The sequence below is a fragment of the Pseudomonas sp. JL23 genome (assembly GCF_056933585.1).
This window is the reverse complement of the sequence record NZ_CM167795.1, coordinates 3,760,354-3,786,579: the sequence shown is the minus strand read 5'-3', so window position 1 is coordinate 3,786,579 and position 26,226 is coordinate 3,760,354. Positions and strand designations below refer to the sequence as shown.

Annotated in this window: 24 protein-coding genes and 2 pseudogenes; 11 read left to right on the top strand and 15 right to left on the bottom strand. The window is 60.8% G+C overall.

Annotation, left to right across the window (positions count from 1 at the left end; all coding sequences use genetic code 11):
* Positions 1-53: 53 nt before the first annotated feature.
* Entirely contained in the window at positions 54-2,594 is a 2,541-nt protein-coding gene (locus tag AC1Z24_RS17600) for an excinuclease ABC subunit UvrA (protein WP_483741955.1), read from the bottom strand.
* Between the two features lie 191 nt (positions 2,595-2,785).
* Here AC1Z24_RS17600 and AC1Z24_RS17595 point away from each other — a divergent pair, with 191 nt between their 5' ends.
* Positions 2,786-3,097 carry a helix-turn-helix domain-containing protein gene (locus AC1Z24_RS17595; protein ID WP_483741954.1) on the top strand — a complete coding sequence of 104 codons (312 nt, stop codon included), beginning with the start codon at positions 2,786-2,788 and terminating at the stop codon, positions 3,095-3,097.
* A gap of 15 nt (positions 3,098-3,112) precedes the next feature.
* Here AC1Z24_RS17595 and modC read toward each other — a convergent pair whose 3' ends face one another.
* From modC to AC1Z24_RS17575, 4 genes are all read right to left on the bottom strand, one after another.
* Positions 3,113-4,201, bottom strand: a complete 1,089-nt coding sequence (modC, locus tag AC1Z24_RS17590) for a molybdenum ABC transporter ATP-binding protein (RefSeq protein WP_483741953.1) — start codon at positions 4,199-4,201, stop codon at positions 3,113-3,115.
* A gap of 3 nt (positions 4,202-4,204) precedes the next feature.
* On the bottom strand, positions 4,205-4,882 hold the full coding sequence (modB, locus tag AC1Z24_RS17585) for a molybdate ABC transporter permease subunit (RefSeq protein ID WP_483741952.1): 678 nt from the start codon (positions 4,880-4,882) through the stop codon (positions 4,205-4,207).
* Positions 4,883-5,632 carry a molybdate ABC transporter substrate-binding protein gene (gene modA / locus AC1Z24_RS17580; protein ID WP_483746654.1) on the bottom strand — a complete coding sequence of 250 codons (750 nt, stop codon included), beginning with the start codon at positions 5,630-5,632 and terminating at the stop codon, positions 4,883-4,885.
* Between the two features lie 101 nt (positions 5,633-5,733).
* The gene (locus tag AC1Z24_RS17575; protein WP_483741951.1) at positions 5,734-6,810 is read right to left on the bottom strand and encodes an NAD(P)H-dependent flavin oxidoreductase; all 1,077 of its coding nucleotides are present in this window, start codon (positions 6,808-6,810) and stop codon (positions 5,734-5,736) included.
* A 109-nt stretch (positions 6,811-6,919) separates the two neighbouring features.
* Here AC1Z24_RS17575 and acuR point away from each other — a divergent pair, with 109 nt between their 5' ends.
* Complete coding sequence (gene acuR / locus AC1Z24_RS17570) at positions 6,920-7,567, top strand: acrylate utilization transcriptional regulator AcuR (protein ID WP_483741950.1); 648 nt, start codon at positions 6,920-6,922, stop codon at positions 7,565-7,567.
* 48 nt (positions 7,568-7,615) lie between these two features.
* Complete coding sequence (gene acuI, locus AC1Z24_RS17565; RefSeq protein WP_483741949.1) at positions 7,616-8,599, top strand: acrylyl-CoA reductase (NADPH); 984 nt, start codon at positions 7,616-7,618, stop codon at positions 8,597-8,599.
* On the opposite strand, the gene copD is transcribed toward acuI, so the two are convergent.
* From copD to AC1Z24_RS17525, 8 genes and pseudogenes are all read right to left on the bottom strand, one after another.
* Entirely contained in the window at positions 8,600-9,466 is an 867-nt protein-coding gene (gene copD, locus AC1Z24_RS17560) for a copper homeostasis membrane protein CopD (RefSeq protein ID WP_483741948.1), read from the bottom strand.
* Positions 9,467-9,474: 8 nt separating this feature from the next.
* The gene (copC, locus tag AC1Z24_RS17555; RefSeq protein ID WP_483741947.1) at positions 9,475-9,861 is read right to left on the bottom strand and encodes a copper homeostasis periplasmic binding protein CopC; all 387 of its coding nucleotides are present in this window, start codon (positions 9,859-9,861) and stop codon (positions 9,475-9,477) included.
* Positions 9,862-9,949: 88 nt separating this feature from the next.
* On the bottom strand, positions 9,950-10,732 hold the full coding sequence (locus AC1Z24_RS17550; RefSeq protein WP_483741946.1) for an anti-sigma factor family protein: 783 nt from the start codon (positions 10,730-10,732) through the stop codon (positions 9,950-9,952).
* Positions 10,729-11,238: an RNA polymerase sigma factor gene (locus tag AC1Z24_RS17545; protein ID WP_483746653.1), complete on the bottom strand. Its 510-nt coding sequence runs from the start codon at positions 11,236-11,238 to the stop codon at positions 10,729-10,731. The genes AC1Z24_RS17550 and AC1Z24_RS17545 overlap by 4 nt, the downstream gene beginning before the upstream one ends.
* A 69-nt stretch (positions 11,239-11,307) precedes the next feature.
* Positions 11,308-11,787 carry a tetratricopeptide repeat protein gene (locus AC1Z24_RS17540; protein WP_409033921.1) on the bottom strand — a complete coding sequence of 160 codons (480 nt, stop codon included), beginning with the start codon at positions 11,785-11,787 and terminating at the stop codon, positions 11,308-11,310.
* Between the two features lie 138 nt (positions 11,788-11,925).
* Entirely contained in the window at positions 11,926-12,483 is a 558-nt protein-coding gene (locus AC1Z24_RS17535; RefSeq protein WP_483741945.1) for a cytochrome b, read from the bottom strand.
* 198 nt (positions 12,484-12,681) lie between these two features.
* Positions 12,682-13,269: a methyl-accepting chemotaxis protein gene (locus tag AC1Z24_RS17530; RefSeq protein WP_409033920.1), complete on the bottom strand. Its 588-nt coding sequence runs from the start codon at positions 13,267-13,269 to the stop codon at positions 12,682-12,684.
* Positions 13,270-13,857: 588 nt separating this feature from the next.
* Positions 13,858-14,256: pseudogene (locus AC1Z24_RS17525) on the bottom strand (MCP four helix bundle domain-containing protein); the annotation flags it as partial.
* A gap of 294 nt (positions 14,257-14,550) precedes the next feature.
* Here AC1Z24_RS17525 and AC1Z24_RS17520 point away from each other — a divergent pair.
* Positions 14,551-15,708, top strand: a pseudogene (locus AC1Z24_RS17520) (pyridoxal phosphate-dependent aminotransferase); the annotation flags it as partial.
* A gap of 483 nt (positions 15,709-16,191) precedes the next feature.
* Positions 16,192-17,520, top strand: a complete 1,329-nt coding sequence (locus AC1Z24_RS17515) for an OprD family porin (RefSeq protein ID WP_483741944.1) — start codon at positions 16,192-16,194, stop codon at positions 17,518-17,520.
* A 51-nt stretch (positions 17,521-17,571) separates the two neighbouring features.
* Here AC1Z24_RS17515 and AC1Z24_RS17510 read toward each other — a convergent pair whose 3' ends face one another.
* A complete protein-coding gene (locus AC1Z24_RS17510) occupies positions 17,572-18,315 on the bottom strand; it encodes a 2-keto-4-pentenoate hydratase (RefSeq protein ID WP_483741943.1) in 744 nt (247 codons plus the stop codon).
* Positions 18,316-18,502: 187 nt separating this feature from the next.
* Here AC1Z24_RS17510 and AC1Z24_RS17505 point away from each other — a divergent pair, with 187 nt between their 5' ends.
* On the top strand, positions 18,503-20,119 hold the full coding sequence (locus tag AC1Z24_RS17505; protein WP_483746652.1) for an MFS transporter: 1,617 nt from the start codon (positions 18,503-18,505) through the stop codon (positions 20,117-20,119).
* 148 nt (positions 20,120-20,267) lie between these two features.
* Here the strand turns inward: AC1Z24_RS17505 and AC1Z24_RS17500 are convergent, their stop codons facing one another.
* Positions 20,268-20,537, bottom strand: coding sequence for a DUF2790 domain-containing protein (locus tag AC1Z24_RS17500; RefSeq protein ID WP_413300761.1), 270 nt, complete (start codon positions 20,535-20,537; stop codon positions 20,268-20,270).
* Between the two features lie 326 nt (positions 20,538-20,863).
* On the opposite strand from AC1Z24_RS17500, the gene AC1Z24_RS17495 reads away from it, so the two are divergent.
* From AC1Z24_RS17495 to AC1Z24_RS17475, 5 genes are read left to right on the top strand one after another with little or no spacing between them, the layout of a single operon-like run.
* Positions 20,864-21,256 carry a cupin domain-containing protein gene (locus AC1Z24_RS17495; RefSeq protein ID WP_483741942.1) on the top strand — a complete coding sequence of 131 codons (393 nt, stop codon included), beginning with the start codon at positions 20,864-20,866 and terminating at the stop codon, positions 21,254-21,256.
* Positions 21,249-22,748 carry a methionine--tRNA ligase gene (locus tag AC1Z24_RS17490; RefSeq protein WP_483741941.1) on the top strand — a complete coding sequence of 500 codons (1,500 nt, stop codon included), beginning with the start codon at positions 21,249-21,251 and terminating at the stop codon, positions 22,746-22,748. Before AC1Z24_RS17495 ends, AC1Z24_RS17490 begins: the two co-directional genes overlap by 8 nt.
* A 13-nt stretch (positions 22,749-22,761) precedes the next feature.
* A complete protein-coding gene (locus AC1Z24_RS17485) occupies positions 22,762-23,904 on the top strand; it encodes an NAD(P)/FAD-dependent oxidoreductase (protein WP_483741940.1) in 1,143 nt (380 codons plus the stop codon).
* Complete coding sequence (locus tag AC1Z24_RS17480) at positions 23,901-24,863, top strand: ABC transporter substrate-binding protein (protein WP_483741939.1); 963 nt, start codon at positions 23,901-23,903, stop codon at positions 24,861-24,863. The genes AC1Z24_RS17485 and AC1Z24_RS17480 overlap by 4 nt, the downstream gene beginning before the upstream one ends.
* A 42-nt stretch (positions 24,864-24,905) precedes the next feature.
* Positions 24,906-26,216: a lysine N(6)-hydroxylase/L-ornithine N(5)-oxygenase family protein gene (locus AC1Z24_RS17475; protein WP_483741938.1), complete on the top strand. Its 1,311-nt coding sequence runs from the start codon at positions 24,906-24,908 to the stop codon at positions 26,214-26,216.
* Positions 26,217-26,226 lie beyond the last annotated feature (10 nt).

Sequence of the window (26,226 nt, the reverse complement as noted above, 5' to 3'; positions counted from 1 at the left end):
CGTGTGCAAAAATGTCGAAAAATCATGAATCTACGTATCGTTGGTGGATTTACTCAAGCCAATACCTTACGCAAAAACGGCGCCGTCCGACTTTCCTTATTGCCCGCCACCGTCTCCGGCGTGCCGCTCACCACAATCCTGCCGCCTTTATCCCCGGCCCCCGGTCCGATATCGATGACCCAGTCGCTCTGGGCCACGACGCGCATTTCATGTTCGACCACGACCACCGTATGGCCGCCATCGACCAACTGGTTGAGTTGCTTGAGCAGGCGATCAACGTCGCTCGGGTGCAGGCCCGTGGTGGGCTCGTCGAGGACATAGAGGGTCGCGCCGCGCTGGTTGCGTTGCAGTTCGGTGGCGAGTTTGATGCGTTGCGCTTCGCCGCCGGACAGTTCGGTAGCGGGTTGGCCGAGGCGCAGATAGCCCAGGCCGATATCGCGCAGCACGGTCAGGGCGCGCAGGATGCCGGGCTCGTCGGCGAACACGGGGAGGGCGTCATCGACGGTCAGTTGCAGTACCTGGGCGATGTTCAGGCCTTGCCATTGTATGGCCAGGGTTTCTTCGTTGTAGCGGCTGCCGTGGCAGGTCGGGCAGGGCGCATAAACGCTGGGCATGAACAGCAACTCGACGCTGACAAAACCTTCGCCTTCGCAGTTCGGGCAACGGCCCTTGGCGACGTTGAAGGAGAACTGCCCGGCGTCGTATTGCCGGGCCTGCGCCTCGACGGTGGCGGCGAACAGTTTGCGCACGTTATCGAACAGCCCGGTGTAAGTCGCTAGGTTGGAACGCGGCGTGCGGCCGATGGGTTTCTGATCGACCTGGACCAGACGGCGAATCGCCTGCAGCCCGGCCACCACCTGGCCGCTGCTGGTCTGGGGCGTGTCGTCTTCCAGGCTAGGTGCTTCGTTGTCGTTGTTGGCGCGGGTCTGGCCGAGATGTTCGCCGACCAGCTCGAGCAAGGCGTGGCTGACCAGGCTGGATTTGCCCGAGCCGGAAATCCCGGTCACGGCGGTAAAGCAGCCCAGCGGGAACTCGGCGCTCAGGTTGTTCAGATTGTTGCGGGTAATGCCTTCCAGGCGCAGCCAGTCCTTGTGTTGGCGCCGAGTGTGCTGACGGGTATCGGGCTGAGCGAACAGGTGCAGGCGAGTCCGTGAGGCCTCCACCTGCTCCAGTCCTGCAGGCGGGCCGCTATACAGCACCTGGCCACCATGCTCGCCTGCGGCGGGGCCGACATCGATCAGCCAGTCGGCACGGCGCATCGTTTCCAGATCGTGCTCGACGACGAACAGCGAGTTACCGGCGGCCTTGAGCCGTTGCAGGGCGTTGAACAGGGCTTCACCGTCGGCGGGATGCAGCCCGGCGGACGGCTCATCCAGTACATAGATAACGCCGAACAGCTGCGAACCCAGTTGCGTCGCCAGGCGCAGCCGTTGCAGCTCCCCTGAAGACAGGGTTGGTGTACTGCGTTCCAGGGCCAGATAGCCCAGGCCAAGATCGGTGAGGGTACTGACCCTGGCCAGCAGGTCCTGGGCGATGCGTTGGGCGGCGAGCTGTTTCTCCACGGACAAGTCCGGGTTGCCTGTGCTCTGTTGCGCCACTGGACGCAGAATTTCGGCCAGTTGCAGCAGCGGCATCTGTGCCAGTTGGCCGATGTCGTAACCGGCGAACGTGACCGACAGCGCCGCTCGGGTCAGGCGTTTGCCGTCACACAGTGAGCAGGGGCTGCCGATCATGAACTGCGAGACCCGCTTCTTCATCAGCGCACTTTGTGAGTGGGTGAAGGTATGCAGGATGTAGCGCCGGGCGCCGGTGAAGGTGCCCTGGTAGCTGGGCTCGAGTTTGTGCTTGAGGGCTTCGCGGGTCTGGGCCGGGGTCAGACCGGCATACACCGGCGCGGTGGGTTGTTCTTCGGTGAACAGAATCCAGTCGCGCTGCTCCTTGGGCAGGCCGCGCCACGGAATATCGACGTCATAACCGAGCGTGACGAGGATGTCGCGCAGGTTTTGCCCCTGCCAGGCGGTAGGCCATGACGCTACCGCGCGCTGGCGGATGGTCAGGGAGTCGTCCGGGACCATGGTCTGTTCAGTGACCTCGTACACCCGACCCAGACCGTGGCACTGCGGGCAGGCGCCCTGTGGCGTATTGGGCGAAAAGTCTTCGGCATACAGCATGGTTTGGCCGGCCGGATAGTGACCGGCCCGGGAATACAGCATGCGGATCAGGCTCGACAGGGTCGTGACGCTGCCCACCGAAGAGCGCGTACTCGGCGTACCGCGCTGCTGTTGCAGGGCGACGGCCGGCGGCAAGCCTTCGATCGAGTCAACATCCGGCACGCCGACCTGATCGATCAGGCGCCGCGCGTAAGGTGCCACGGATTCGAAATAGCGCCGCTGGGCCTCGGCGTACAAGGTGGAAAATGCCAGTGATGACTTGCCCGAGCCAGACACGCCGGTGAACACCACCAAGGCGTCCCGGGGAATATCCACGTCGATATTTTTCAGGTTGTTCTCACGGGCGCCGCGCACCCGGACCAGGCCTCGGTTGATCGGGCTGGCCAGGAGGGCGTCATCGGGGGCGTCGTGCTGTGAAGTCATGGGCGGCCTTCATCGGGAGTCAATAAGTGTTATGTGGCTGATTTGTATCAAATGCTGTTGTGTTCTGACGATTTTTTGTAGGAATAGTCTCTTTGTTTTCACTGAAAAACCGACTGAGTGGTCTGGATAGGGATTGGCTCCACGCTTTTTGCGAGACTTGCGGGCCCAAGACAAACGGAGCAGGCAGGTCCATGAAAGAACTAGGTACGCGATTGAGAGCAGAGCGCAAGCGTCTGGGATTGTCGCAGCAGGCGCTCGGCGCCATGGGCGGTGTGGCGGCCAATGCCCAGGGCAAGTATGAGAGTGGTGAGCGTTTACCCAAGGCGGACTATCTGGTGGCGCTGGCCAGGGGCGGGGTGGATGTGCTCTATGTGCTGACCGACCGCATGGATCACGATGTGCGCAATCCCGAGGCGGTTATCACCCCGCAGGATGTCTTGCTCAAGGAGGTGGAGATGGCGGTACGGTCGTTTACCGTGGCGATGGAGACCGCCAAGCGTTGAAATGGCCTGTGGGATTTATGCCAGCACCGCCACCGCCTTGATCTGTGCCCACAAGCGCTGGCCCGGACAGATCTGCAAATGATCAAACGAGTAGCGGGTGATCCGCGCCAGCAGCGCTGTGCCCTCGGCGTCCAGGCGTAGCAGGACGTGGGCGGCATTGTCAGCGGCGATCTGGCTGACCACGGTCACCGGCAGGCGGTTGAGGATGCTGCTGGGTTCGTCGCCCAGCAGGCTCAGGCTGACATCCCGGGCCTGGACCTTGCAGCGCAGAGCCTTGCCCACCGCCAGCGCCGCGTGGGTCACGCGCATCTGCAGGGCACTGCCGGGCAGGTTCACGCTCACCAGCTGGTACTTGTCGTCATAGGCGCTGACCACCCCCTCGATCACCACGCCAGCGTCATCGCCCATGGCCAAGGGCAGGTCCAGGCGCGCCAGTGTCTCGCCGATGGGACCGCTGGCAATGGTCCGACCCTGCTCAAGTAAGACCAAATGATCGGCCAACCGTGCGACTTCGTCCTGGGAATGGCTGACGTACAACATGGGGATCTGCAGCTCATCGTGCAGACGTTCCAGATACGGCAGGATCTCGTTTTTACGCAAGCTATCCAGCGCCGCCAGCGGTTCGTCGAGCAACAGCAGACGCGGGCTGGTGAGCAGGGCGCGGGCAATGCCAACGCGCTGGCGTTCACCGCCGGAGAGCTTGTCGGGGCGCCGTGCCAGCAGGTGGTCGATGCCCAGCAGTTCGGCCGCCTGATGCAATTGGATGCGTCGATCACTGGCAGCGATGCGTTTCAGGCCGAACTCCAGATTGCCCTGCACCGAGAAATGGGGAAACAGACTGGCTTCCTGAAACACATAGCCCAGTGCACGTTTGTGTGGTGCCAGGAAAAACCCCCGGTCACTGTCCTGCCAGACTTCGTCGTTGATCCGTATATAGCCGTGCCCGGTTTTTTCCAGGCCGGCCACGCAGCGCAGGCAGGTGGTCTTGCCCGACCCGGAGTGCCCATACAAAGCAGTAACGCCGCGACCAGGCAGGCTCAGGTCGATATTGACGCTGAATTCGGGGTAGGCCACGCGCAGGCGGATTTCGATGGGAGAGGTCAAGAATCAGCTCCAGCCGGCCTTGCGCGTGCCGCTGGAATACAGCACCAGCAGCACCAGAAATGAAAAGACCAGCATGGCCGCCGCCAGCCAGTGGGCCTGGGCGTACTCCATGGCCTCGACATGATCGAAGATCTGTACCGAGACCACGCGGGTCTTGTCGGGGATATTGCCGCCAATCATCAGCACCACACCGAATTCGCCGACGGTGTGGGCGAAGCCGAGAATGGCCGCAGTGACAAAGCCCGGTCGGGCCAGGGGCAGCATGACGGTGAAAAAGGTGTCCAGCGGATTGGCGCGCAGGGTCGCGGCCACTTCCAGCGGACGTGTGCCAATTGCCGCGAATGCGTTATGCAACGGCTGCACGACAAAGGGCATGGAATAGAGCACCGAACCGATCACCAGCCCGGTGAAGCTGAAGGTCAGGGTGCCCAGGCCCAGGGCCTGGGTGAACTGGCCCACGGCGCCGTTGGGCCCCAGCAACAGTAATAAATAGAAGCCGATCACCGTCGGCGGCAGCACCAGTGGCAGGGCCACGATGGCGCCGACGGGCCCCTTGAGCCAGGAGCGGGTATGGGCCAGCCACAGGGCGATGGGTGTACCGACCAACAACAGAATCAGGGTAGTCAGGGACGCCAGCTTCAGGGTCAGTCCTATCGCCGCAAAGTCGGCCCCGCTCAACATTTACAGCTGATACCCGTAGGACTTGATCACGGCAGCGGCTTTCGGACCTTTCAGGTACTCGACCAAGGCCTTGGCGGCGGCGCTGTCCTTGCCTTTGTTGAGAATCACCGCGTCCTGTTTGATCGGTTCATACAAGTTGGCCGGAACGATCCACGCCGAACCGCTGGTGACCTTGCCGTCCTTGTAGATCTGCGACAGAGCGACGAAACCCAGCTCGGCATTGCCGGTGGAGATGAACTGATAAGCCTGGGTGATGTTCTGGCCTTCAACGATTTTTGTCTGGGTAGCTTCGGTCAGGCCCAGTTTGGCCAGGGTCTGGGTAGCGGCCAGGCCGTAAGGGGCAGCCTTGGGATTGGCGATGGACAGATGCTGGTAGGCGTTTTTCTTCAGCACTTCGCCTTTGTCGTCGACATAACCATCCTTGGCCGACCACAGCGCCAAGGTGCCGACGGCGTAGGTAAAGCGCGAGCCTTTGACCGTATCGCCTTCCTGCTCCAGCTTGGCCGGGGTGCTGTCGTCGGCGGCGAGGAACACTTCGAACGGCGCGCCATTCTTGATCTGGGTGTAGAACTGCCCGGTAGCGCCATAGGCGGCGACCAGTTTGTGGCCGGTGTCTGCTTCGAAATCCTTGGCGATAGCCTGGATCGGCGCGGTGAAGTTGGCGGCAACGGCCACCTGGACTTCGTCGGCAAAGGCTGAATTCATCGCCAGAGTGGCGACGACCGCAGCAAGGGACAGACGGGTAGACAAGCGCATGAACAGCTCCAGGGTGTTGTTTTGGGGAGGAATAGTGCCGGGGCAGGGCTATATAACTGAATATATAGCGCTGGCACGATTCACGGAAGCCCGGTTTAACGGCACGAGAGCTTCTCCAAGGCGGAGATAGCCATTTGCCGGGTCAACGCCTCTGCTGACAGCTCATGCTTGATGCCCAGCGCCTGGCCCGCCCACAGGTTCATGAAGTCGCCACTGCCGGTCGGTTCCGACTTGGCCCGTAGCGGCATCAAGGCACCGCCCGCCAGGGGGAAACGTGGCGCCAGATCGCTCATGGGGCCCAGTTCGCGCATCACCCGATTCATGATGCCCCGGGCAGGGCGACCGGTGAACATATTGGTCACCGCGGTTTCGCTGTCCTTGGCCTTGCTCAGAGCGACACGGTGTGGCGCGGTCAATTTTGCTTCCGGGCAGAACATATAGGCGGTGCCGACCTGCACGGCTGAAGCACCGAGCATGAAGGCTGCAGCCACCCCACGGCCATCGGCGATAGCGCCTGCGGCAATCACCGGCACGCTCACTGCATCGACGATCTGCGGGATCAGGGCAAAGATGCCGACCTGGGTTTCCAGACGATCGCTGAGAAACATGCCGCGATGACCACCGGCTTCATAGCCCATGGCGATGATCGCATCGCAGCCGCGCTCTTCGAGCCAGATCGCTTCATCCACCGTGGTCGCGGAGGCAATTACCTTGGCGCCGGTGGCCTTGACCCGATCCATGAATGCCTTGGGCGGCAGGCCGAAATGGAAGCTGACCACTTCCGGCTTGAGTTCTTCTACGAGGGCACAGCTGCTTTCCTCGAAAGGCGCGCGGTTGGAGACCGGTGTCGGCGCGTCAAAGTCGGCACCGAGTTCGTGATAATACGGGCGCAGCGCCAGTTTCCATTGCAGGGCGCGGTGCTCGTCCGGTTCCGGTGGCTGATGGCAGAAAAAGTTCAGGTTCAGCGGCGCGCGGGTGCCTTGACGGATCAGCGCGACTTCACTGCGAATCTGTTCTTCGGTCAGCAGCGCGCAGGGCAGGGACGGCAGCCCCCCGGCATTGCCCACCGCAATGGCCAGGACCGAGCCGGAGGGTCCGGCCATGGGCGCTTCGAGGATCGGCAGTTCAATGCCGAACAGGGTCAGGATGCGGGTGTCGGGCCAGGCAGTCATTGTCTTCTCTCCATGATCTTGGGGATGGTTGAGCAGCGGCACAAGGTTAACAGGGTGGCATTCTTTAGTCGTATTTGAATTAAGAGACGATCAGTCTATTATTCAAAATATGACAACAGAAGCCCCCCAGACACAACATCTGCCTCGACGCCCCGGCCGTCCGCCTCGTGTCGACCGGGACAAGCTGCACACCCGTGAGCTGCTGATCCGCTGCGGCACCGAGGTGCTTACTGAGCAGGGCTTCATGGCCACCGGCCTGGATTTCATCCTCAAGCGCGTCGGCGTGCCCAAGGGCTCGTTCTATCACTACTTTGACAGCAAAGAAGCCTTCGGCCAGGCCGTGCTGGAAAATTACGCGGCATTCTTCGCCCGCAGGCTGGATCGCTGGTTACTGGATGAAAGCCTGACACCCCTGGAACGGCTGGTGGGTTTTGTCCAGCAAGCCAAGGCCGGGATGGCTCGCTACGATTATCGACGCGGCTGCCTGGTGGGCAATCTGGGGCAGGAAGTCAGCGTCCTGCCGGAAATCTTTCGCCCGCGACTGGAAGCGATTTTTCTCGACTGGCAGGCCCGCCTGACGGTGTGTCTGCAGGCGGCGCAGGCGCATGGCGAACTGGCCATGGGCGCCGATTGCGTCGAGCTGGCCGCCTATTTCTGGATTGGCTGGGAAGGCGCGGTACTGCGCGCCCGGCTGGTGAAAAGCGATGTTCCCCTGAATACCTTCATTGCGGGGTTCCTGCGCGGGTTGCCGCAATGAATTGTTTGGCCTATTAAAAGACGATCGGTCTAAATTATCGGAGGCGTCATGTTCAAAGGCATTTTGATCGAAAAAGACGACGGCGGTTATCGCGCCGCACTGACAGATATCAGCGAAGACTCGCTGCCGGAAGGTGATGTCACTCTGGACGTTTCCTACAGCACTCTGAACTACAAGGATGGCCTGGCGATTACTGGCGCCAGCCCCGTGGTACGCAGCTTTCCCATGGTGCCGGGGGTTGATCTGGTCGGTACGGTGCAGGACAGCCGCGACCCTGAGTTCAAGGTCGGCGACCAGGTGCTGCTCAATGGCTGGGGCGTTGGTGAAGTGCATTGGGGCGGTCTGGCGCAGAAGTCACGCCTGCAGGGTCGCTGGCTGATCCCGCTGCCGAGCGCGTTTACGCCTGCCCAGGCCATGGCCATCGGTACGGCGGGCTACACCGCGATGCTCAGCGTGATTGCTCTGGAAAAGCACGGCGTCACCCCGGACAAGGGCGAGATTCTGGTCACCGGCGCCAATGGCGGCGTCGGCAGCTTTGCCATCGCGCTCCTGGCCCGCTTGGGCTACACAGTGGTGGCATCTACCGGTCGTGTGGCCGAAAGTGATTACCTCAAGCAACTGGGCGCTGCCGAAATCATCGATCGCGCCACCTTGTCCGAGCCCGGGCGACCGCTGGCCAAGGAGCGTTGGGCTGGTGCCATCGACTCGGTTGGCAGCCATACCCTGGCCAATATCTGCGCCAGCACTCGCTACCGCGGCACCGTCGCCGCCTGTGGTCTGGCTCAGGGTATGGAGTTTCCCGGCTCGGTGGCGCCCTTTATCCTGCGCGGCGTCACTCTGGCCGGGATCGACAGTGTCAACCGGCCACGGGAAGACCGCCTGGAGGCTTGGGCACGCTTGGCAACTGATCTTGATCAATCCTTACTGCCGCTGATCAGCCATGAGATCGGCTTGAGTGAGGTGCTGGAAGTGGCCCCGCAGATTCTTGCAGGCAAGGTGCGCGGGCGGGTGGTGGTCAATCTGGCGCGCTGATCAGCCTGCGAGCACCGGCGGCAGGGTCCCCAGCAATGACACCGCCGCCACGGCGGCAAAGCCGAACAGGCATTCGACGGCGATACTCAGCTTGAGAATGCCGATGGGGCGCTGCGGGTCGAGCAAAACCAGTCGATTGAACAGGGCCAGGGCCAACATGCACAGGACCATGGCCAGTTTGATCGACAGGATCAGGCCGAAGCCTGCGAATGCCGGGCTGGGCCAGAGCGCGCCGCTGAGGGCGCGGACGTTGATCAGTCCGGTAACGATGATCGCCGCCACCAAAAAATAGCCGACACCGCTGAAGCGCAGGAGCAGGGCGCGTTTATCGGTGTCGCGATCGCCAGCCAGGAGCATCAGCAGAACCAGCCCGCCGAGCCAGGTGGAAACGGCCAGCAGATGCGCGGCTTGATTGAGTATCAGCAGCAGGCCTTCGAGACCGTCGAACATGGCGCCATGGCCGACTGGCGCCAGGGTCAACAGCAGCAGGGTGCTCAGCGACAATCGCCAGGCCGTTGCGAGCGGGCTCAGCAGGGCAATTAATAGCAGCACATTAAGCGCCAGATGCCAGCTCCAGACATGACCAAAGAAGGTATTGCCCAGCACCAGCAGTACGGTCTGCGGATCGAGACCCTCTTGCCAGTTACCGCCCATGCTGGCAGCGGTCAGCAATAGCCAGGCGATGCCACTGAGCAGGCCTGCAGCAGCGAGCCAGTGCAGACCTTTCTCCAGTTGTGCATCGTTTCGTCCGATGCCGTTACGCCCCAGCAGCGCAGCGAACAGCGCGTGCCGACACAAACACAGCCCGAACAGGACCAGCACCACGCAAAAGTGCAGGAAACGGCAGAGGATCAGCGCGTCTTGCATGGATGCGCTTACGGGGCGACGGTAAAGCTGTAGCTGCCTTCGCTCTTGTGGGTATCGACCGAGACGGCGTGCCATTCGATCTTGTATGAACCGGCACCCAGGGGCGCGGCAGGGGTAACGATGAGGATTTTCTTGTCGTTTGGGTCAGTGCTGACATTGGCCGTGGCCTCGACTTCGGTCTTGCCGCCGACGGTGGAGGTGATGCTGATCTTGGTGAATTTCTCTTCAACGCCTTCGGAGAAAGTCAGGCGCAGTTCCTTGACGGCGGGGACGGTGCTGTCGGCGGCAGGCAGTTGGCTTTCCAGATGCGCATGGGCGAACACCGATGGCGCGGTGGCCAGGGTTGCGAACAGAGTCAGGGCGACCAAGGTGTGCTTCAGGCGTTGAGCAGACATGCGGGTACCTTTTAAAACGAATGGGCAGAAACGAGGGCGTTACTAGACCAGAAAGCGCCGCATGACTCCAGCGTCAGGCCGCGCTTTTTCACGTAGGAAGTCGCTGCCGGAGGCGTTCGGAGAGGCTGCGTAACTCGTCAGGCGGATTGTGCCCGATAAGCATGAAGGCATGCCTGTCGGTGGACCAGAACTCCACGTTCATGCCCAGTCGCTGTTCGCTGCCGCGAGTGGGCGTGCCCTGCGCGTTGGCGGTGATACACAGGGCCAGGGCACCGAATTGCGGGTCCAGATAAGTAATCTGGGCGATGGGCACGCCGTCGTATTCGAGGATTTGAGCGCGCTTGAGTTGCGCCTGCGCCAGGTCGACGCGCCCGGTGTCCAGGGTCAGGCCCAGATGCTCGCCGACCGAGGCCAGTTGATGGTTCTGCGCATCAGTGTCCGGATTGAGATTTTCCAGGGTCTGTGCGGTATACAGCGCCATATATTCAGCCACCACACCGCGCCAACCGCGGCTGTTCGGTGGCGGCGTGCGTGAAGCAAGAAACAGACGATCGGCCAGTACCCCGGCTAGCATGCAGCTGGCCGCCACGGCAAAAAAGCGCCGTCGACTCAAACCAGGAGTGGCAGGTTTCGCCGGTGTCAGATTTTCGAGCATGGCGTGCAGCCGCTCCTGGGGCGCTTCGACCAACAGGCTGTCGAACGCCTGGCGAAATGGCAATTCGCTGCCGCGTAACAGTTCAAGTCGTGCGGCAAGCTGCGGCTGCTGTTGCACGGCCGCATCGACGCTGGCGCGTTGTTGCGGGCTCAGTTCGTCATCGATATAGGCCACCAGATCTTCATCGGCGACCGGAGTGAGGGGCAGATCATTCATGGCCGTTCTCCTGCCAATACGCTCGGCGAGCTGTCCAGGGAGGCATGGGCGCGCGCGCCTTGCGCCAGTTTGAGGCGGGCGCTGGCCAGGCGGCTCATCACCGTACCTACGGGCACTTGCAGCACTTCGGCGACTTCCTTGTAGGAAAGGCCTTCAACGTAAGCGAGAAATACCGTTTCCCGCTGGGCCTCGGGCAGGGCGTTGACCTGACGGATCACTTGGCCAGCCAACACCTGTTGTTCGGCAATATATTCGCCGTCCACGGACAGGGCTTCGTCGATATCGACAAAACCCTGGCCCTGGCGCACCCGTTGTGAGCGGATTTCGTTGAGCCATATCGAGTGCAGGATCGCCAGCAACCAGCGGTCCAACCGGGTGTCGGGCCGATACTGCGCCGCGCGCTCCAGGGCGCGCACACAGGTGGCCTGGACCAGGTCGTCAGCGACGTGGCGCTGGTGTGACAGCAGCAGGCCATAGCGCCACAGGCGTGGCAGGTATTGGCCCAGTTCTGTCCTGAGCTGTGCATCGCTGGCTATGGCGACCTCCGGTCAGGTGCGCAGGTTTTCAAGCGGACTTCAGGTGCGTGAAGCGTTATCGATGGCTTCGGCCAGGTCACGGTATTCCTCGCAACTGGTGCTGCACAGGGTTTTGATGGTCTGCAGCTGTTCCTGGGCCAGGTCCATGCGGCCTTTGATCACATAGGCTTCACCCAGGTATTCACGGACCTGGGCGTAATTGGGATCCAGCGCCACCGATTTCAGGTAGTAGCCGATGCCTTCATCAGTACGCCCCAATTTGCGCGTGGCATAGCCGCGATAGTTCAGGGCCTTGGCGGTATTGGGCTCCTGCAGGGTATCGAGCAGGCTCAGGGCTTCCTCATAGCGTTCGGCCTTGGCCAGGCGGTAAGCGTAGTCGGTGCGATCGGCATCGGAAGCGGCTTTGCTCAGTTGCGGCACGCATTTGTTGGTCTTGCTGTCGCGAACCTGGCCTTTCGGGCAGTCAGGCTTGGGCGGCGAATCTTCATCGCCGGAAGCCTGGGCCTGGAAGCTGGTCATGGCGGCGGTGAGGCAGCCGGCCAGCAGCAGGGTGCGGTTGAAGAGTGAAGTATTCATCGGCGTATCTCCTGAGGAGTTGGGCGTGCACTTGGGTAAACACCCCTGTTCGCGGTTTTATTCATCGGCCCTGCAAAAAAATCAGCGGCGTGATGCAGGCAGCATCCGGCGCAGGGTCGGATCCTTCAGAACAGAGTGATGAATCAGCGCGGCGCAGGCGTGCAGACCGGCGAGGATGATGATCACCCAGGCCACCTTGTCGTGCAGGCCGCCGAGCACATGGGCGAAGTCGTGATCCGTGGCCAGCGGAGAGGGAATGGCAAACAGGCCAAAAAACTCGAAGCGCTCACCCTGAGCCCAGCGAAACATAAAGCCTAGTGCAATTTGTGCGAGCAACAGGCCGTACAGGGCCAGATGGCCGAGCCTGGCCAGCAGGCGGGTGGCGGGGGAGCCGTTGGCGGGCAGGTGAGTACCGATGAACAGCCGCCAGACGATCCGCAACACAATCAGCACGGCCAGGGCGATCCCCAGGGAAATATGCACCGATTGCAGACCGCGGCGCAGGTCCGTGCCCTTGTCCAGGTTTTCCCAGATATGGGCGCTGGCAAACAGAAAGATCACGGTCGCGGCGGTCAGCCAGTGGAACCATTGAGTCAGGCGGTCATAACGTTCATGGCCGGGGGAGTGCAGGTCGTTCATGGGTAACCCTCTGTGGTGTCTGATGGTTAACACCGCAGGGGGAGGGTTTATTCGCAGAGGCCGTAAAAATATTTACTGCTTGCCGCGTAACACGGTGGGACCGGCTTTAGCCGGGAAGGCTTGGGCAGGGTCGATACATCTCCATCGTCTGTCCAGATGTCTTCCCGGCTGAAGCCGGTCCCACAAAAAGTGCCTCCCTTATACCTTGAAGAAACTCACCCGATCCGTCAGCACATCCGCCAGGTTCGACAGCTCCAGGCTCGAGCGCGCGACCTGATTGGAGCCCACCGCAGCCTCCATGGCAGAGTCGTGGATGCGGTGGATATTCAGGCTGACATCCTGAGTGGCGACACCTTGCTGTGCCGAAGCCGTGGCGATCTGCGCGTTCATGCCGTTGATTGCACTGACTTCGTGACGAATCTGAATAAGGGCGCTTTGCGCCAGACGGGTCTGCTCCACGGTGCGCTGGGCCATCTGGCGGCTGTCATGCATCAGCCCGGCGGTCTTGCCGGCGCCTGTCTGCAACTGGCCGACCATTTCGCGGATTTCCCGGGTCGAGTCCTGGGTCCGGGTCGCCAGGGAGCGCACCTCATCGGCAACCACGGCAAAGCCACGGCCTGCCTCACCGGCCCTCGCGGCTTCGATAGCGGCGTTAAGGGCCAACAGGTTGGTGCGCTCGGCAATGGAGTTGATCACATCGACTATGCCCTCGATCTGCTGGCTGTCCTGGGCCACCTGACCCACTGACTGTGCTGCCGCTTCCAGGGTCTGGGCCAGTTCGCCCATGGCGCTGGCGGTGCCTTCGACCACCTGTTTGCCTTTTTCCACTTCCAGATCGACGTTCTGCGTGGCATTGGCGGCCTGACTGGCATAACCGGCCACTTCATGCACAGTGGCATTCATTTGCGAGATCGCGGTAGCCATGCGCTCGGTTTCGCTGGTTTGCAGGCGCATCTGCTCGCTGTTGCTGTCCGAACTCGAACGCAGCTGCGACGACGAACCCATCAGTTCCATGGCCACCGAGCGTACCTGGGTAATGGTCGCGGACAGATGCGTGGTGGTGGCTTTCAGGGCGCCCATGACGCTGTCCGGGTATTTGGTTTCGATAGTGTCGTTGAGTTCGCCACTGGCCAGGCGGCGGATCAGCCGGGCCACTTCGTGGGGCTCGGCGCCCAGGGTCGATTTGATGCTGGTGATAATCATCAGCGAGGCAATCACGCCAATGATCACCGCTACGGCCGTGGCCAGGGAAATCAGCAGGGCAAAATGCGAGGCGGTTTCGCGGACGAAGCCGACGTCCTTGCCGATCGAGGCTTCTTCATGGTCGATCAAAGCGTTGATACGGTTGAGCCAGTCCTTGTACAGCCCGGAAACCTGGGTCATCAGCAGGGTTTGCGCCTTGTCCTGCTCGCCTTGCTGGCGCAGCTTGAGCAGCGCGTCAGTGGCCGCCAGGGTGGCGCGTTCGCTGGCCTTGATGTCGTCCAGAAGTTTTCTTTCTTCGCCGCTGGCGCCTTTGCTCTGGAAGATCTGATCCATGGGTGTTGCCGAGGCTTGGTAGAGGGCGTTGAGCCGCTCGATATCACGCAGGTGTATCGCCAGATTGTCTTCGCTGTGCACCAGTACGGCATCGCGGATAGCGATGGCGCGGTCATGCACGCTGCCGCGGAAGTTGATGGCATAGCGCTGTTTGATCGAGGCGTCTTCGCTGACACCGTTCAGGGTGTTTTCGATCAATCCGACACGTTGCACGCCGATGGCGGCGACGGCAATCATGAGGGCCAGGACCAGGCCGAAACCCAGCCCGAGTCTTTTGGCGATTGTAAATTGTTTGGACATAAGGCCTTCCGGACGACAGGGGAGAAGAGTGAGTGATTCTACTAAGCCATCACTTTGTCGCTCTTTTACACTGTCAAGTGAAGATCGGCTCGCTGTTTTTAACTATCAACGCCATCGATTCGACATTATCTACAATTGATCGAACGTTAATCGTTGCCTATGTTGGTCCCTTGATCTTGCGTCGCATGGTGTAGCGTGGCGCTATCGATTTTTCTCTGCAGAGGCTCTGGCATGCGCTTTTCCCCTTTTGTCGAACGAATCGCCGGGCATGGTGTGGCAGCCTGGGACATTCACCACGAAGCTTTTGAGGCCCAGCGGCAGGGCAGCGATGTGCTGATTCTCAGCGTTGGCGATCCGGATTTCGCCACGCCTGACTTCATTACCAAAGCTGCCGTGGGCGCCTTGCAGGCAGGTGATACCCATTACACGGATATCGCCGGACGCCCGGATCTGCGCCAGGCCATCGCCGGGCGTTACAGCAAGCGTCTGGGGCGCGAAGTGTCGGCGGCCAGCGTGATTACCCTGGCGGGGGCGCAGAATGCCTTGTTCGCTGCATCCCTTTGCCTGTTGCAGGCTGGTGATGAGGTACTGGTGCTCGATCCGATGTACGTCACCTACGAAGCCACCCTCAAGGCCTCAGGTGCGACGCTCGTACGGGTGACCTGCGATGCCGACGATGGCTTTCGCCCCGACCTGCAAAGGCTGGAGGCGGCTATTACCGCTCATACAAGGGCGATATTCCTGTCCAATCCGAACAATCCTACCGGTGTCGTTCTTAATGCCGACGAGTTGCGAGGCATCGCCCGACTGGCGATTGCCCATGATCTATGGGTAGTGGTGGACGAAGTCTACGAAAGCCTGTGCTACGAGCGCGAACACGTCAGCCTGGCAAGCCTGCCGGGCATGGAAGAACGCTGCGTCATTGTCTGCAGCCTGTCCAAGTCTCATGCCATGACCGGCTGGCGCATAGGCTGGCTGGTAGCGGCGCCTGAGTTGGTGGCCCATGTCGAGAACCTGTCGCTAAGCATGCTTTACGGCTTGCCGGGGTTCGTCATGGAAGGCGCCCTGGCAGCGGTCCTGGCCCATGACGAAGTCACCCGGGACATGTGCGAGGTCTATCGGCGCCGCCGCGACCTGGTGGTCGAGAGCCTGGGAGCATGTGCGCAGTTGAAAGTGCTCAAACCTGATGCAGGGATGTTCGTGCTCGTCGATGTGCGCGGCACCGGTCTCGGCTCCCTGGATTTTGCCTGGCGGCTGTACCGTGAAGGGGGTGTTTCGGTGCTCGACGCGGCGGCTTTTGGCGAGCCGGCCCAGGGTTTCGTGCGCCTGTCCTTTACCCTCAGCGAGGCCCATCTTGCGCGCGCCTGTGAACGTATCAAAGCCTTTGTCGGCGGGCTGTAGTGCAAGTTGCGGGCATAAAAAAAGCCACCTCACTGAGCAATGGGGTGGCTATAAAGGCGTTACCAAAGGAATGATGAAGTGGAGCAACTGCTCAACCGCTTATCTGCTGCGGATAACAGAAAACAATTGAGCTGCTGAATTCATCGGGGCCAACGTTACCATCGCTGCGCAGAATCAAACTATTACGAAGATCGATAGTGACTATCACTAATTCGACAAGATTAAATCGGAGAGAAAATGTTACAAAATTGTCGCAAGGGTGAGCAAATCCTATACGGATCGACCGTAGCGAATATAAGAATCGGGTCAAAGACCTGTGGTATAGCCGTGGCGTTTCAATAACGGCAACATTAAACTTTTTTCATCTGCCGTCGTTCTTCTACCCGTATTTCGTTGTTGCCTGAGTTGCGGGACAAGCCCTGTTTCTCGGCATTAACGGCTACAGGTACACATTTGAAACAGGGGAAAACAATGACGTTCATGAAGTGGAATCTCGTCACGCTCGCGGTCTCTCTAGGCGTGAGTCAAATGGCCATGGCCGCTGTGGTCAGTGACCAGTCGACGGCCACAGGTTTTGTCGAAGGTAGCAGCCTCAATATCCACCTCAAGAATTACTACTTCAATCGCGACGGCAAGAATGGCGGTGGCGATCGCAGGGACTGGACCCAGGGTGTACTGGGTAATTTCAGCTCCGGTTTCACCCAGGGCACCGTCGGTGTCGGCGTTGATGCCTACGGTTACTGGGGCCTTAAGCTCGATGGCGGCGCAGGCACCAGCGGCACCGGCAACCTGCCAGTGCGCAACAATGGCGAGCCTGAAGACCAGTACGGCACCGCTGGCGGCTCGGTAAAAGTGCGTATTTCCAAGACCGAATTGCACTACGGCGACCTGCAACCTACCGCGCCGGTCTTCGCTGCCGGTGGTTCGCGTCTGTTTCCACAGACCGCGACCGGCTTCAATCTACTGAGCAGCGAGATCGCGGGTCTTGACCTGGATGCTGGCCATTTCACCAGCAGCAACGGCCCGGTCACTACCAACCACGATCAGGAGCTGTATGCCTCCTATGCCAACGTGGCGGCCAATAGCATCGACTATGCCGGTGGCAAATACGCGATCTCGGACAATCTGACCGTTAGTCTTTACGGTTCCAAGCTCGAAGATATCTGGGATCAGTACTACGCCAATACCAACTGGACCTTGCCGATCTCTGATCTGCAATCGTTGAACTTCGATTTCAACATCTATCGCACCAACGATACCGGTTCAGCCAAGGCGGGCGATATCAGCAACACGACCTGGTCCCTGGCGGCGGCTTACTCTTTCCTGAGTGCTCACACCGTTACGCTGGCGTTCCAGAAAGTTCATGGCGATACGCCATTTGACTATGTAGCGTTTGGCCATAACGGCCCCGGCGATACCGGTGATTCGATTTTCCTCGCCAACTCCGTGCAGTACTCTGACTTCAACGGTCCGGGTGAGAAATCCTGGCAGGTTCGTTATGACCTGAACATGGCAACTTATGGCGTTCCTGGCCTCAGTTTCATGACTCGCTATATTACCGGTGATGATATCGACGGCAGCCATATGGCGGCCAACAGCCCATATCGCAACTACGGATATGGCGATGATGGCAAACATCACGAGATTAACCTGGAAGCCAAATATGTCGTGCAATCGGGGCCGGTCAAGGATCTTTCATTGCGTATGCGTCAGTCCTGGCACCGTGCCAATGCCGACCAGGCTGAAGGCGATATCAATGAGTTCCGTCTGATTGCCGATTACCCGATCAACATCTTCTGATGTGAGGGTACGCGCCAGGCCGGTCGCAATGACTGCCTGGCGCTTGTTGGACTAGATAAAGCTGAAGCCGATACCCGGCAGACCTCTGATTTCGGCCAACGCCACACCCGGCTCCGTTGGGAAATGCATTCCCGTGTAGGAGCCGGTGGTGATGACGATGTCCGGCGTCAGGGTCAGGCCCTGGCTGGTGTAGTGGTTGACCAGCCACGGCAGCAGGCGACGTGGATCGCCGGCCGGGTTGACGCCATCGCCGGGCACGATGTCTTCGTCGGCATAGGTAAAGCTCAGCGCGGGCTCGATAAACGGGAACGCCGCGTCGTAATCGATGAAATCCCCCACTATCAGTGCGCCATGGTTGAGCAGATCAGCGAGGGACAGCATTGGCTCGACTTTCGGCCAGGTGTTGATCCGGCTGGCAACGATCTCGATGGTCGTGCCCATGGAACCGATGGCCCCCAGCACCTCGGCATCGCTATAAGGCTCATCGCGCGGGGTAAAGGCGCGGTTCAGACGAAAGGCGATTTCCAGCTCAATGGCCGGCTTGGTGTAGGCCGCGAACTCAAGCTCAGCGCCACTGGCCAACAGGCAATCGGCTGGCAGCATCGCGCCCTGGATCGGTCCCGTGGACGATTTCGACCCAAGTTTCCAGCCCCCGACTTCAGATCCGCGCAAGCGCAGGACTTCCTGCTGCACGGCGTAAGACGCCGGTTTGTCAGCGGGGATCTGTTCCGGGCTGATGGTGCGGCGGTTCTGATAAGCATCGACGAGCAGTGCGGCAAGAGACGAGTGATTCACGCGAGCGCATCCTTGAGGCTGATGAATGAAGATCTGACCAGAGTAGCGATGAAGGGGGCAGGGCGCTACCGGCATGAGGTGATACACGGCCCCTACAGGGATTGGCGTCGTCCTCGAAGCCCGCACAAGGATGCAATACCGGCCGCGTTTTCTATGGGATCAAGGCGTTTTTGCTGCGGAGTCGACGCTGTTGGACAAATACGCGCCCCATCAATGGCTGCCCTCGGAAAAGCCTTTCGTCCCCGGCTCGCCCTCGACCCCGGAGCACAGCCTGCCTGAGCGTTTTGCCTTTGCTTTCATCAGCGTGTTGCTGGGGGTTACCGGCGGCCTGGGCAATGCCATGGTCACGGTCAATCTGCCCTATCTGCAGGGTTATCTGTCCGCCGATACGCCGGAGATTGCCTGGCTGCCTGCGGCCTATTACATGACCTATGTGTCGATGAATCTGATTCTGGTGCGGTTTCGTCAGCAGTTCGGCCTGCAACTGTTCACCGAGCTGTTCCTGCTGTTGTATGTGCTGGTGACCTTTGCCCATCTGTTCGTCAATACCCTGGATTCGGCCATTGCCGTGCGCGCGGTGCATGGCATGGTCGGCGCGTCCCTGACCTCGCTCGGGCTGTTCTACATGATTCAGGCCTGGCCAGGGAAATGGCGCCTGCGTGCGGTGGTGCTGGGTTTTGGCTCGTCGCAACTGGCGATTCCCATCGCCCGCATGGTCTCCATGAACCTGTTGCAGATCGATGAGTGGCGCGGCCTGTACGTATTCGAACTGGGTCTGGCGCTGTTGTCTTTTGCCTGCGTGTTTGCCCTCAAGTTGCCGCCGGGGGATCGCAGCAAGGTGTTCGAGAAAATGGATTTCCTCACCTTTATCCTGCTGGCCAGTGGCGCGGCGCTGTTCTGCGCGGTGCTGTCCCTGGGGCGGATCGACTGGTGGTTCGAGGCGCCATGGATTGGTGTGGCGAGTGCCGGTTCGATCCTGTGCATCTGCGCGGGGCTGGCTATCGAACGCAACCGGGCCCGGCCCATGCTCAATCTGAAATGGCTGGGCAGCGCCAATATCATCAAGCTGGCGTTGGCTGTAGTCCTGATTCGCGTAGTGCTGTCGGAACAGGCTATCGGCGCCGTGGGCTTCCTGCAGTTGTTTGACTTGCAGAACGATCAATTGCAGACGCTCTTTGCCGTGATTCTGCTGGCCAGTATTGCCGGGCTGATCACCAGTGCCTGGACCATCGACCCGGCGCACTTGATGAAGCCTTTGGTGATTTCCCTGGCGATGATGGCCGCAGGAGCCTGGATGGACAGCAGTGCCACCAACCTGACCCGCGCCTCGAACATGTATATCAGCCAGTTTCTCCTGGCTTTCGGCGGCGCCTATTTCCTCGGCCCGACCCTGATCACCGGCCTGGGCGGAGTGATCGCTGATTCGCGCAACCTGGTGAGTTTTACCGTGTTGTTCAGCATGACCCAGAACATCGGCGGGCTGGTCGGTTCGGCGGCGCTGGGGACGTTCCAGACAGTGCGGGAAAAGTTTCACTCCAGCCAGTTGGTGGAGCATCTGGCAGGCACTGAGCCATTGGTGGCGGGAAGGGTGCAACAGGCGGCGTCAGCCTATGCAAAGATACTGGCCGACCCCGGCGCGCAGCAGGTGGCGGGGCTGCGCTCGATTGCTGCAGCAGCAACCCGGGAGGCCAATATCCTGGCGTATAACGACGTGTTCCTGGTGATTGCCGTGGTAGCAACCGTAACCATGTTGTGGATTTTCAGCCGGGCGATGTGGGCGCGGTTGAATCCGGTGAAGGTTTGATCAGGTTCTGCCGGTTCAGCGAAGATTTGTGGGACCGGCTTTAGCCGGGAAGGGGCCCGATACATCCGCCGAATTTGTTTCGCCAGATAGAATCGTCTTCCCGGCTAAAGCCGGTCCCACAAAAGCACGTCCTGCAAAAAGCGCGGTATCAACCCTGTTCGCAATTCTCACCCATGCGGGTGTATTGCAGGTCATGGCGCGCACCTTTGCTATCGACGTAGACCATATGCGCTTCTTCCGGGCCGCAGCTGCTGGCCGCCTGGTTGGCATTGGTGCTGGTGATGCTGATTACCTTGGCGATATCCAGATTCTGCGAGTAGTTGTACTGCTCGCTCTGAGCGGTTGCGGCGGCTGGCGCCTCGGCGGCAGCAGCAAAAAGACTGAACATCGACAAGGCGGCAAACATTACGTATTTCATGGGATTCTCCGGTACAACAAAATGCGGCAGGCAAGGCGCGAAGTGATCATGTTTCTTCGCTGTTGGGATAATTCTAGGCCGCTGCCTGGCAACTTCTGAAATGGTGCTTAGTGATAGGCGCCATCATCAGAAGTGATACCTGCGAGTACCTGCTTCATTGCCAAAAGTTCAATAGTAAAAACCCGGGCGTCTGCCACGCAGGCCACGTACTGCGCGGGGGTATCGAAAATTTAGATGCTAATCATCGCTTATAACTATTAATCGGATAGCCGCCTTCTATCGACAACTTGCATCCTCCAGCCCACCAACAGCGCACGGGCTTGAAAATGCAAAAGTTCGAGATACATCGCAAAACAAACTTCGATGGGCTGGTTCATGAATATGGACTGGATGGCAATCGCTTATTGCCCTGGCAGGGTTATCCGATGCCATTTGCCGGAGGCTGGTGCGTCGTGCGCCCAGGCACCTCCAGCGAGGCCCATACCCAGATCGACCAGGAAATCTTCATCGCCATCAAGGGGCGGGCGAAGCTGGTGGTCGGGGAGCGTGAAATGGAATTCGCGGTCGGCGACATTGCGGCGATCCCGAAACACACCAACCACTACGTGATCAACGACTCGGACGAGGACTTTCACTTTTACGTGGTCTGGTGGGACATGAACTACGTCAACGCCTTCGTTGCCGGGCACAACGAGAAAACGGGGTGCCTCGATGACTAAGTTCGTGGTCACCATCACGCCGCCGACTCCCAACGGCGACCTGCATATCGGCCATATCGCCGGACCCTTTCTCGGCGCCGATGTATTTGCCCGGGTACAACGCCAGCGCGGTCATGACTGCGTGTTGCTGTCCTATTCCGACGATTATCAGTCGTACATGCTGCGCAAGGGCCTGGAGACTGGCACGGACCCGGTGCAACTGGCGCGCAGCAATACCGATCGCATCGAAGCGTCCCTGGCGGCGATCAATATCCGTCCGGATAACTGGATGCGCCCTTATCGCAATCCGTACTTCGCCGACGCCGTACGCGAGGTGTTTGAGAACGCGCACAGGGCAGGCTTTATCGAATTTCGCGATTCCATGGAGCCCTATTGCCCGGATTGCGACCGTTGGGGTTACGAAGCCTTTGCTCGGGGCCTGTGCAATTACTGCGGCGCCGAATCCGATGCCAGCCAGTGCGAAAACTGCGCCCAGGCCCCGGACGCTGAACTGATGGGCGACTTGCGCTGCAAGCTGTGTCGTCAGCCGTCGCAATGGCGCAGTACGAATCGCGCGTTCCTCAAGCTGGAGCTGTTCAAGCCCCACCTGCGCGACACCTTGCTCAATCGCAAATGGCGCAAGCCCCTGGACAACTGGCTGCACGAGACCCTCGAACACCTGCATGACTGGGGCGTGACCCGACCGGGCGATGCCGGGCTGGACCTGGCCGCAGACGGTTCCTGCCGGGTGCATACCTGGTTCATGGGCCTGGCCGGTTATATGGCGGCGTTCCGCGAGCATGCCGACCGTATCGGCCAGCCGGAACTGTTTCGCCAGTACTGGCAGTCGGGGCAGGGCACTCTGGTGCACTTCCTCGGTTTTGACTGCGTGTTCAGTCATGCCGTGGTCTACCCGGCGCAGTTGGCGGTGCTGGATCACTTGAAAGTCGATCAGCGTTTTGTGCCCAACCAGTTCCTCAAGCTCGATGGCCTGAACCTGTCCACCAGCCGCAACCATGCGATCTGGGTCGGTGACCTTGCGCGCCAGGCCTGTGCCGACAGTGCGCGCCTGTACCTGGCCAGCATCGCTCCCGAGGACTGCGAAGGCGATTTTCGCCTGGCACATTTCCTTGAGTGGCGCGAGGAGGTGTTCGGCACCTTCTTTCCGGCGCTGCTGAACAGTGCCGGGCAGCAGGGTGGCGACTGGTGGAGCGGCCTGTGCGGCGCCGATGCCGGGCTGCTGGAAGCGCTGCGCCTGCAATGGATAGCGGCCAGCGACGCGGCGCAGTTCTCCATGAAGGCCATGGCGGCGGTATTGCTTGATGTGATCGCCATTACTCGCATGCGTCTCGCTGAGGGTCGGCCGGTCAGCCATTTCGCGGCGTTCATGGCTATTGCCGGGCAGTCGCTGATTCCGGATATGGCCGCACGGTTGATCGAGGCGTTCGAGCTGCCCGAAGCCCGGGTCACGGCCACCATCATGAGCGGCTCGGCGGCCGAATACTCCATCTGAACGGACTCGGTACATGTATATCGACTATGACGTTGCGGTGATCGGCGCCGGGATTATCGGTGCCAGTATCGCTGCCAGGCTGTGCAGCGCCGGGCTTGCCGTGGCGCTGATCGACAAGGGTGCAGCCGGAGCAAGCGGGGCCAGCGGCTACTCCGGCGGGCTGCTGCGTCTGTATGACGCCGACCCGGCACTGATGGCGCTCACGGCGCTGTCCCTGGGCCAACTGGCCGAGGGGGTGTTGGCCGAGACTTATGGCAAAGCCTTGCGCCGTACCGGAGTGATTTATCGGGCGGCGATGGATCAGGCCGAGGCGATTGACGGGGCAGTCCGCAGTTTCGCCCGGCCTTATTATCCGATGCGTCTGCTATCGGCGCAGGAAGTCGTCGATATGGGCGTGGGTAACAGCTCGGATAGCCAGAGGATCAATCTGTACGAACCCCACGCCAGCATCGGCAATGTGCGTCAGGCCAGCGGCGCCATGGCTAACGTGGTGCGTCAGCAGGGTTTGCTGTTGGAACACTGCGAGATTCAGTCCATCGACTGCGTATCGCGGCACGAGGTGCGGCTGGCATTGGGCCAGGCCACCTTACGCTGCCGCGCCATAGTGGTGGCTACCGGTGCCTGGACGCGACAGCTGTTGCCGGACCTGCCCTTGTATAGCCGCTCGATACCCCTGGCCCGGGTTGGCACGACGGCCCATTGCACGGTGCCGCTGATCGATGCGGTGAGCCAGTCTTATGCCATTCCCTTGACCTCAGCCATTGTCCAGAGCGGCTGCGGCCTGCGCGATGAGGCCCGCTTTCCTGAGCAACTGGCGGCGCCGGATCAGCGTCATGAAGAGGATGCCCGCTGCAGGGTGCAAGGCTTGCTGGGCGCTGCGGCCAAGCCAGCGGTACTGGATGTGCTGCCGGGTTTCGACAGCTACAGCCCGGATGGTCGGCCGCTGATCGGCTTCTGCAGCCAAGACAGCCCGGTATTCCTCGCCAGTGGCATGTGCGGCCTGGGTTTCAAGTTCGCGCCCGGCGTGGCGCAGATTGCCCTGGAGCAGGTGCAACAGCATCTGGCCGGTGCCTGGCCCCGGAGCGGCAGCTGGTCAATGTTTTCGCCGCAGCGTGTCGGCGTCACGGCCCCTGCATTCGCGGCGGTGCAGCCATGAGCGGCGTACGTCTCAAGGTCGGCATATCGGCGCTGTTCGATCCGGCCGACACGCCCCATGCCCGCACATTCATGCGCGCCCTGGCTACGGCCCGCAACAGCATCCCGGCGCTGGCTCAGGTGCAGTGGCACTTTCTCGACGATGGCGCTCACCGCGAGCGCGGCGTCGAGGTGGCTCGGAAACTGGTGCAGTGGGGCGCGGATATCATCGTCGGGCATTTTTCCTCTGATGCGGCCTTGGGTGCAGTGCCGATTTATCGGGCGGCGGGTATTGCCTTGCTGACTCCGGCGGCGACTCTGGATCGCCTGACCCTGGATCATCACAACGTCTTCCGTTTCTGCCCGTCAGATCGGCAATTGGCCAAGGATCTGCTGCGTTTTATCGGTCAGCGCGGCTGGCAGTCGCTGCATATCGATGCTGACGAAAGCGCCCATGGTCAGGCGTTGGCCCAGGCAATTGCCGCTGCCGCCAGTCAGGCGGGTTTAGCGCAGCTTGCCACGCGCGATCAGGCCGAGATCGAGATCTTTGCCGGACGCCTGCGCAGCAGCCGCGAGCATTGGCAGGCGCGCCGGGTCGCAGGCAGTCGGCGGCCGCTGATCCTTACCGATGACGCTGCTTCTCCCTATCTCGGCGTTGCCGCTGCTGACGATCAGTCCACTTGGGTGATTGGCTTTGGCGTGGCCGGGCAGGGCGCCGCTGCCTGCCCGGCAACGCTCTGCCATCAGGCCCTATTCGATGGCCTGCCGCAGACCTATTACCGCGAAAGCCTGTTGCTGTTTCACGTACTCGGACAGTTGGCCGGGCGCGGGCTGCGCCGTACTCGCCTGCTTGACGCCCTGAATCACTCGACCTGGCGCACACCCCTGGGCGATGTCGGTTTCGACCAGGGCGAATGCCGGGGCGCCTGCAATCGGGTCTGGCACCTGACCCCTGACGGGCTGCTGCCTGTGGCCGATTGAACCTGTTGTTTTGCCAATTACTTCACGATGGATGACCTTTGTATGGAACACTTATCAGCGCAACACTCTGATGCAATCTGTATTGGCTTCGGCCCGGCCGGCATTGCCCTTTCGTGCGCGTTCGAGGACGCCCAGGACGACAACACGCCGTTGGCACGCCTGTCCCTGCGCTACCTGGAGCGCGCGGCCGAGACCCAATGGCACCCCGAGCTGCTGTTGGCAGGCACGGATATCAATCACCACGTCTTTCGCGACCTGGTCACGCCACGCAACCCGCGCAGCCGCTTTTCCTTCGCCATGTACCTGAAGAGCCAGGGTCGCCTGTTCGACTTTGGCCTGCTGGGGCGTCCGGCCAGCCGTCATGAGTGGTCGGATTACGTCGCCTGGGTCTCCCGCCAGGTTGACGCCCACACCCATTTCGCGGCGCCGGTCAGTGAAGTATTGCCGATCATTCGTAACGGCCGCCTGAGCCAGGTGCGCGTCGATACCGCCCAGGGCAGCTTCACCACGCGCAATCTGGTGCTGTCCACTGGCAGCGCGCCTCGGGTGCCGGAGGCTTTTAAGGGCCTGCTCGGACCGCGTTTGTTTCATACCTCGCAGTTCCTGAGCCGGGTACAGGCATTTGGCGAACAACTGCCCAAGCGCTGGCTGGTAGTGGGTTCGGGGCAGAGTGCCAGCGAGTCGGTACTGGAATTGCTCAGTCGTCGCAGCGATATCGAAGTGCATTCGGTGCACCGTTCTGCGGGCTTCAAACTCACCCAGCTGGGCCAGTTTCCCAATCGCGTGTTCGCGCCGGATCATGTCGATTACTTCCATAGCCTCAGCCACGCCGAACGCCACACCTTCCTCGATTGGAGCCGTTCGACCAACTACGCGGGCATCGATCCGGACGAAAGCAGCAAGCTGTTTTCCCTGATTTACGAGGACCGCATCGCCGGGCGCGAGCGTCTGCGCACCTATGCCTATCGGGCGATCAGCGCCATCGAGCAAATTGCCGAGGGTTACCGCGTGACCCTCACCGACAGCTTCAGCCAGCGCAGTGAAGTGGTGGAAGTGGATGGGGTGGTGCTGGGCACCGGCTTTGAGCAGCACCTGATTCCGCCGCTGTTGAGCAACCTGCAACCCTGGCTAAAGGTCGATATCGACGGCGGTCTGGTCATCGACCGCGACTACCACGTAGCGACCCAGGGCGAGTGCGATGTGCAGGTGTGGGTCAATGGTTTGTCCGAACGCAGCCATGGCATCAGCGATAGCCAGTCGTTCTCCCTGATGGCCCTGCGCGCCGAGCGTATCGCCAATGCCCTTGGCCGTGCGGTGCAGGTCGCCCAGCCACAGCCGGCCCTGGCCGAGTGAGGCGCTGATC